This window comes from Chelativorans petroleitrophicus (genome assembly GCF_025398195.1).
Lineage (GTDB): Bacteria > Pseudomonadota > Alphaproteobacteria > Rhizobiales > Rhizobiaceae > Chelativorans > Chelativorans petroleitrophicus.
Window position 1 is genome coordinate 1 of the sequence record NZ_JAODNV010000059.1, and the last position, 800, is coordinate 800.

Annotated in this window: 1 pseudogene and 1 other annotated feature; the pseudogene reads right to left on the reverse strand. The window is 63.1% G+C overall.

Features of this window, described 5'->3' with window-relative positions:
• A pseudogene (locus NYR54_RS19115) lies at positions 1 to 747 on the reverse strand (IS3 family transposase); the annotation flags it as partial.
• Positions 347 to 463: a sequence feature (AL1L pseudoknot), on the reverse strand. (Overlaps the previous pseudogene by 117 nt.)
• Positions 748 to 800 lie beyond the last annotated feature (53 nt).

Consider the following 800-nt stretch of genomic DNA (forward strand, 5'->3'; position numbering starts at 1 on the left):
CATAGGTGAAGTCGCTTACCCACAGCCGGTTCGGCGCCGGCGACTGGAATTGCCGGTTGACCTTGTCGAGTGGACAAGGTGCCGCCTTGTCGCTGATGGTGGTCTTCACCGGCTTGCCGCGGATCACGCCCTGCAAGCCCATGCTCCTCATCAGCCGGGCGACAGTACAACGGGCAATGTCGAAGCCCTCCCGCTTCATCTGTCGCCAGACCTTGCGTACGCCGTAGACGCCGAAGTTCTCGTCGAACACGCGCCGCACCTCCTCCTTCAGGACCTCATCCCGCTTTGCACGGGCTGGCAATCGGGAAGGATCGGCGCGCCGGGCGGCATGCTCGTGCCAGGTCGACGGGGCGATCGGCAGCACACGGCAGATCGGCTCGACCCCGTACGCATCGCGGTGAGCGTCGATAAAGGCGATCATCGCTTCAGTGGGCGGTCGAGCTCCGCCATCGCAAAATAAGCCGACGCCTTGCGCAGGATCTCATTGGCCTGACGAAGCTCGCGAACCTCCCGTTCAAGCTCCTTGATCCGCGACAGCTCCGCGCTCGTCGGCCCAGGCCGTATGCCTGCATCCCGCTCAGCACGCCGCACCCAACCGCGAAGCGTCTCCCCGGTGCAGCCGATCTTCGAAGCGATCGAATTGATAGCTTCCCATTCCGAAGCATACTCGCCCCGGTGCTCCAGAACCATTCGAACCGCGCGCTCGCGCACTTCAGGTGAATAGGTATTGCCGTTCCGTTTCGTCATGATGGCTCCTTAATCTCAAGAGGGGGAGCCTCCGGCAATCCCGGCGCGGTTCA